Origin of the sequence: Pseudomonas sp. NBRC 111132, assembly GCF_001320565.1 — a bacterium.
In the GTDB taxonomy this organism is placed as follows: Bacteria; Pseudomonadota; Gammaproteobacteria; order Pseudomonadales; family Pseudomonadaceae; genus Aquipseudomonas; species Aquipseudomonas putida_P.
Genome location: NZ_BCBI01000042.1, coordinates 48144 through 54143, shown reverse-complemented (window position 1 = coordinate 54143; position 6000 = coordinate 48144). Strand labels below are relative to the sequence as shown.

General features: G+C 60.9%; 6 protein-coding genes. 1 reads left to right on the top strand and 5 read right to left on the bottom strand.

Going from position 1 to position 6000, the window contains the following annotated elements:
* Positions 1 to 11 precede the first annotated feature (11 nt).
* The gene (locus APH35_RS19340) at positions 12 to 1196 is read right to left on the bottom strand and encodes a M20 aminoacylase family protein (protein ID WP_012272705.1); all 1185 of its coding nucleotides are present in this window, start codon (positions 1194 to 1196) and stop codon (positions 12 to 14) included.
* Between the two features lies 1 nt (position 1197).
* Positions 1198 to 2499: an MFS transporter gene (locus APH35_RS19335; protein WP_060515295.1), complete on the bottom strand. Its 1302-nt coding sequence runs from the start codon at positions 2497 to 2499 to the stop codon at positions 1198 to 1200.
* Positions 2500 to 2872: 373 nt separating this feature from the next.
* Between APH35_RS19335 and APH35_RS19330 the strand changes: the two genes are divergently transcribed.
* Complete coding sequence (locus APH35_RS19330; protein WP_060515294.1) at positions 2873 to 4003, top strand: porin; 1131 nt, start codon at positions 2873 to 2875, stop codon at positions 4001 to 4003.
* Here APH35_RS19330 and APH35_RS19325 read toward each other — a convergent pair.
* The 3 genes from APH35_RS19325 to APH35_RS29075 all read right to left on the bottom strand — a co-directional run bounded on the left by APH35_RS19325 (position 3980) and on the right by APH35_RS29075 (position 5749).
* On the bottom strand, positions 3980 to 4918 hold the full coding sequence (locus APH35_RS19325) for a LysR family transcriptional regulator (RefSeq protein WP_060492478.1): 939 nt from the start codon (positions 4916 to 4918) through the stop codon (positions 3980 to 3982). The two genes, APH35_RS19330 and APH35_RS19325, sit on opposite strands and share 24 nt — an antisense overlap.
* Before the next feature lie 86 nt (positions 4919 to 5004).
* Positions 5005 to 5505, bottom strand: coding sequence for a peroxiredoxin (locus tag APH35_RS19320; protein ID WP_012272709.1), 501 nt, complete (start codon positions 5503 to 5505; stop codon positions 5005 to 5007).
* Between the two features lie 103 nt (positions 5506 to 5608).
* Positions 5609 to 5749 (bottom strand): hypothetical protein, encoded by a 141-nt coding sequence (locus tag APH35_RS29075; protein ID WP_012272710.1) that lies wholly within the window; start codon positions 5747 to 5749, stop codon positions 5609 to 5611.
* Positions 5750 to 6000 lie beyond the last annotated feature (251 nt).

Genomic DNA, 6000 nt, shown 5'->3' with positions numbered 1-6000 from the left:
CGGCAAAGGTGTCAGCGCAAATAGTCCTGGACCCACTTCACCCAACAATCGGCGCCCACCTTCACCAACGCATCGTTGAAATCATAATGAGGGTTGTGCACCGAGCAACCATGAAACTCGCCGGTGCCATTACCCAGCATGAAGTAGCAGCCAGGCCGTGCCTGCAGCATGTAGGCGAAGTCTTCGGTGCCCATGACCTTCTTCGGCATTTTGTCCAGCAACGCGCCTTCAACGAACAACGGCCGCAGGCTTTCACGCAACAACGCGCTTTCGTGATCGCTGTTGCACAATGCCGGCGCCAGTTGGGTGAATTGCACCTCGATCTCCACGCCAAAGCTTGCGGCGTGCCCCTTGGCCAGGGCGTCAATGCGGCTGTTGATCTTCTGCTGCGTCTCGGCCGTGTCGGTGCGCACACTCAGCAGCATGCAGGCCTCATCGGGGATGATGTTGTAAACGGTGCCAGCCTGGATCATGCCGATGCTGATGACCGCATACTCTTCCACGCTCAGGTTGCGCGACTTGATGGTCTGGATGCCACTGATCAGGCTGTTCAACGCCATCACCGGGTCTACCGACAGCTCCGGCATCGCACCATGCCCGCCTTTGCCGGTGATTCGAATGCTGACACGCTCGGACGACGCCATGGTTGGCCCCGCCTGCACCACGCAAGTACCCACCGGCATGCCGGGCATGTTGTGCAGCGCATATACCGAGTCACACGGGAAGCGCTCGAACAGGCCGTCGTCGATCATCGCCTTGGCGCCGGCCAGCCCTTCTTCATCCGGCTGGAAGATCACGTTAAGCGTGCCGTTGAAGTTGCGCGTTGCCGCCAGCTGGGCAGCGGCTGCCAGCAGGATCGCGGTATGCCCATCATGGCCGCAGGCATGCATACGCCCAGGAATTTTGCTGGCATGCGCAAAGGGATTCTTTTCGCTCATGGGCAATGCGTCCATGTCTGCCCGCAGGCCCACACTGCGCGGGCTGTCGCCAACCTTGAGCACCCCGACCACACCATGCCCGCCCACATTGCGATGCACTACATAGCCCAAGGCCTGCAGCTTGTCGGCCACCAGTGCCGCCGTATCGGGGGTGTCGCCACCAAGCTCCGGCGCGGCGTGGATCTGCCGGCGAAGCATGACGAACTCGTCCAGCGCTGCTGCCGAGTGCCGGGGTTGATTGCTGTGCAAAATACCCATATCACGCGCATCCTTTGTTTTCGGGGAAGTTTTTGAGGCAGGCCAGGCTGACGACACCGCCGGCCAGCAGGAAATAGGCAGGTGCCAACGGCGTGCCCAGCGCGGCAATCAGCCAGGTGGCCACCAACGGAGAAAAGCCGCCGAACAACGTCACCCCCAGGCTGTAGCTGACCGAAGTACCGAAGGAGCGACTGGCCTTCGGGAAGCCCTCCATGATCAGCGCAAAGAACGCACCGGCACCGATACAGGTCGGCAGGATCAGAATTGCCACACACATCATGGCCAGGCCCATGTGCTGCACATGCCCCAAGAGGTAGAACACCGGCAAGGTCAACACCACTGGCGCGGCAACCGTCCACACCAGCAGGCGCTTTCTGAGCTGGTATTTATCGGCGAACTTGCCCGCCAACGGGCAGATGACCGCCATGCAACCGCTACTGATACAGGCAATCGCCATCGCGCTGCCCGCCGGATAATGCAAGGCCGTGGTCAAGTAGGTAGGCATGTAGAACACGAACAGGTACATGCCAATGGTCGAACTGGCCATCAGGCCGATGCCCAGCGCGATGCGCTTGAGCAGGTCGCCGTCCAGCCTCTTCTCCCCTTCGCGCGCCGGCGCGGCCTCGTGGGTTTCCGGCAAACGCGTGCGAATGTACCAACCGACCGGCCCGATCAGCAGGCCGAAAATGAACGGTATCCGCCACCCCCAGCTTTCGAGCGCAGCGGGGTCGAGCAATTGGCTGAGGGCCAGGCCAAAGCCGGCCCCGACCAACGCGGCATAGCCTTGGCTGGCGGCCTGCCAGCTCACGCTCTGGCAGCGGTTGCCAACCGCACTGGACTCCATCAGGAACACCGACGCGGTACCGATCTCCCCACCCGCCGACATCCCCTGGATGAGCCGGCCGGTTACCAGCAGCAGCGTGGCGAAAATACCGATCTGCGAATACGTGGGGGCAAAGGCAATCAATGCGGTGCCCAGGGTCATCAGCCCGATGGTCAGGCTCAATGCCGCTTTGCGCCCATGCCGGTCGGCATAGCGACCGATGACCATCGCCCCGACCGGGCGCATCAGGAAACCGACGCCAAACGTGGCTAGCGACATCAACAACGAAGCCATCGCCGAGTCGGAGGGGAAGAAATGCTTGCCGATCAATACAGCAAAGAAGCTGTAGATCGTGAAGTCGTACATTTCCAGCGCATTGCCCAACGAGCAGGCGATCAAGGTTTTGCGTGAAGACGATGCCTGCGCGGCAGAATGCGCGCCCTTGTGCAAGCTTGGCGATGCGGGTAGCGGTCTGGTCATTGTTATCTCCGTTGGCAAATCGCGGCGTGCAGCGAATATCAGCCAATCGGGCACTCAACACACTTGCAGTTTCGGCATGTGGCTAACCAATGGTTAATTGCCTGGCGCGGCCGTTGGCTAAATTGCCCTGAGCTGGCGCACAGTTCGCCCTCACTCCGCGCGCTGCCCCAACAAGGCTCACCGAGCAGCGACCTTGGGGCGGCCTTGCAGCCTGTTCCACGCCTGTCTAATGCGCGTGCTAGCGCCAATCCTCGCGCTGCGCCGACCTTTGATTAACCAAACGGCATGACCTGGCTGAATAAGCAATCACGCTGCAACCTGTTGTTCACCGAGGCTACAGCCACCACATCACCGTGCTGGCCTGGAGTCGTGAATGAACACTCGCACTACGTCGTTGCTGTTGATGATCCAAGGGGCCTGCCTGGCCGCGCAGGCACAGGCAGAGGGCTTTCCGACGCTCGCTCGGATTGCGCCGGGTTTTGGGTATTACGGGGTGGATCAAGGTTTCGATGACAAACTCAAGGTCCACGGCACCGTGGATGCGTTCGCCAGCTATCACGATTCACAGCACCACTCGGGCTTCAAGCTGGCCGGTGGCGGTGCCTGGACCAACAAGCTCGGGCTGTATGCACGCAAGGGGCTGACCCCCGAGACCGTCGTGGAACTTGACGTCGAGGAAGGCTTCAACGTCAATGGCAAGGCCCTGGAGGGCACCTGGGACACCCTCGGTACCCTGCGCCTGGCGACCGTTGCCCTGCGCTCGCGCACCTTGGGCAAACTCGAATTCGGCAAGACCTACAGCATGGGCACCCCCACCTACGCCGACCCGTTCCTGGCCACCTATGGCTCGCCCTACACCTACCTGGCGTTGCCCGCCGCCGGCAAGGGCGCCTTCTACCTGGACCTGCGCCCCAAGCACACCCTGGCCTACACGAGCCCTACCCTCAGCGGCTTCAGCCTCGGTACCGCACTGAGTTTCGGCTTCGACGATGCCGCCAGCCAAGGGCGCACCGTGCGCGGCGGCGGTGCCAGGTTGCAATACCGCAACAGCCGGGTGATGCTGCTGGCCTCGTACAACCTGTACTACAGCGACCCCTGGGATGACGGTGGCGTTTCTCGCCAGACCGCCAACTATTACAAAAGCCTGTCAGCGTTCTACGATTTCGGTCCGCTGGCCACCAGCTTGACCTGGCAGCGCCAGGACGTGGACCAGGCCGGCACGCCCAGCACCACGCTGTACACTTTCGGCGTGATGGCGCCAGTCGGCGAGCGGGATGTGCTGCGCCTGGCGGTGATGCAGCGCCAGGTCACCGCCCATGACAAGGACGCATGGGGGGCGATGGTCGGCTATGACCACTTCATCACCCTGCGCTGGGCCGTGTACGGGCGGCTCGGCATGATCGGCAACCAGCGCGCGTCATCGGTCACCTACGCAGGCACCCCGGTGGATCAGGTGGGTGACAACCCAAGCAACGTGTCGCTAGGCATGTACTACCACTTCTGACGCCACTGGACGGGTTTGCCTGAGCACCTGCCCGCGCAAGCTATGGAACAGCTCCTGGGCAGGCGCCGTGAGGCTGTGGCGGTCAATGCAGACCAGGTTGATGGGGTAATCGGGAATCAGCTCTTGCACCGGCATTGCCACGTACTCGCAATCGACGCCGAAGGTGAACCCCTGGTCCACCGCCAGCTGGCTGATGGTCATCAACGATTCGGTGTTCTTCAGCAGCTTGAGCGCCATCATCACCGAGGTGCATTCGACGGTGTTCTGCGGTACCCGCAGGCCGTTGGCTTCGAACAGCTGATGGAACTGGGAAGCCTGGTCGGACAGCTCGTCCAGGCTGATCCAGTGGGCATACTGCAAGGTGCGCAGTGACTGGGTGAACTTTTGCTGGTTAGAGGCATGGCAGATCACCCTGCCCTTGATACTGCCCAGTGCCTCCCAATCCAGGCTAAGCCGGCTCAGGGGTTGCTGCGAGGTAATGGCAAAGTCCAGGCTACCGTCGCGCAAACGCTGCAGGATCTGGCTGGGGCGCAAGTCGGTGATGGTGATCTTTACCCGAGGGTACTTGCGCCTGAACGCCAGGATACTTTCGTCGACCCCATCCAGCATTGCCGTCAGCGATGTCACCCCGATCGACACCGCCCCCAGCGCCGCATCCTGAATGCTCGCCGCTTCGATCTGCAGGCGGCGGATGCTTTCCACCACGAGGTTGGCATGGCGGATGACACGCTTGCCTTCTTCGGTAAGCGCCATGCCTTTGTGAGAACGCTGCAACAGGATGAAGCCCACCTCCCGCTCCAGTTCCTTGATCGAACGGCTCAGCGCAGGCTGAGTAATGTGCATCAGCTTGGAAGCTTCAAGGATGCTGCCTGCGTTATGGATGGCGACCAGCGCCCTGAGTTGGTGAAGTTTCAACCGTCTTTACCTTGTTGTTAGCGGGCGGTTTGAAATGTTCCTTGGCGGCCCCGACAGCCTATGCCGGCAAGGCCTGAAGCGTGAAACTAGCGCAGCGCAGCCAGCATGCTGGCGGCATCACTGACTTCGAACTTGCCGGGGGCTTCCACCGCGATGTGCTTGACCACCAGGTCGTCGACCAACATGGCATAGCGCTGTGAACGACGCCCCATACCGCGCGCCGAAAGGTCCTGGATCAGGCCCAGCGCCTCGCTGAATTCGCCATTGCCATCGCCGATCATCTTGACCGCGTCACCCACCTGCAGGCTATTGCCCCAGGCATTCATGACAAAGGCATCGTTCACCGAGACACAGAGAATTTCGTCGATGCCAGCCGCGAACAGCGCAGGTGCTTCAGCGACATAACCGGGAACATGACGTTCAGAACAGGTCGGTGTGAACGCGCCCGGCAATGCGAAGATCAGTACCTTTTTCTGCTTGCAACGCTCGCGAATGGAAAAGGCATTCGGGCCGATCGCGCAGGCGCCTGCGTCAGTGTTGTATTGGTAAAGGGTAACGTCGGGCAGTTGATCGCCAATTTTGATCATCGCTGTTTCCTGATTAGGGTGATGGCCGAGCGGGATATGATGCCGCAGTGCGCCACGCCAGGTACACAGTGCTTGCGCCAACGCCCGCCAGTTAACCCGCTGCTCAGGGGAACAGTATCGCCTGAGCATGATCGATGGCAGGAACCGACACCTGACCGCGCTGCGCGACCAGCCATTCGCGCATGCGCTCGGTATCGAAGATCTGCCCCTCTTCCATCATGACCAGAATGAGCGCCTGGGACATTCGGTAACATCCGCATCGGGAACAACACCGCTCTTCCCACCCGTGGGCACACTCGACGGATTCCGCCTGCCCTGCGCAGATCAGACAACTCATGTAAGCCCCCTTTTGTTCTTCATCCATGGAGGGTGGTTGATAAGCCTGGATAATCGTATGGCTTGCGATTGGCATGAGATATTCATGCCAACTGTAAATCCCTCCAATGTGTGTGACAACTTCTGTGGCCCTATCACGCACAGCCGCCTGGCCCAAAA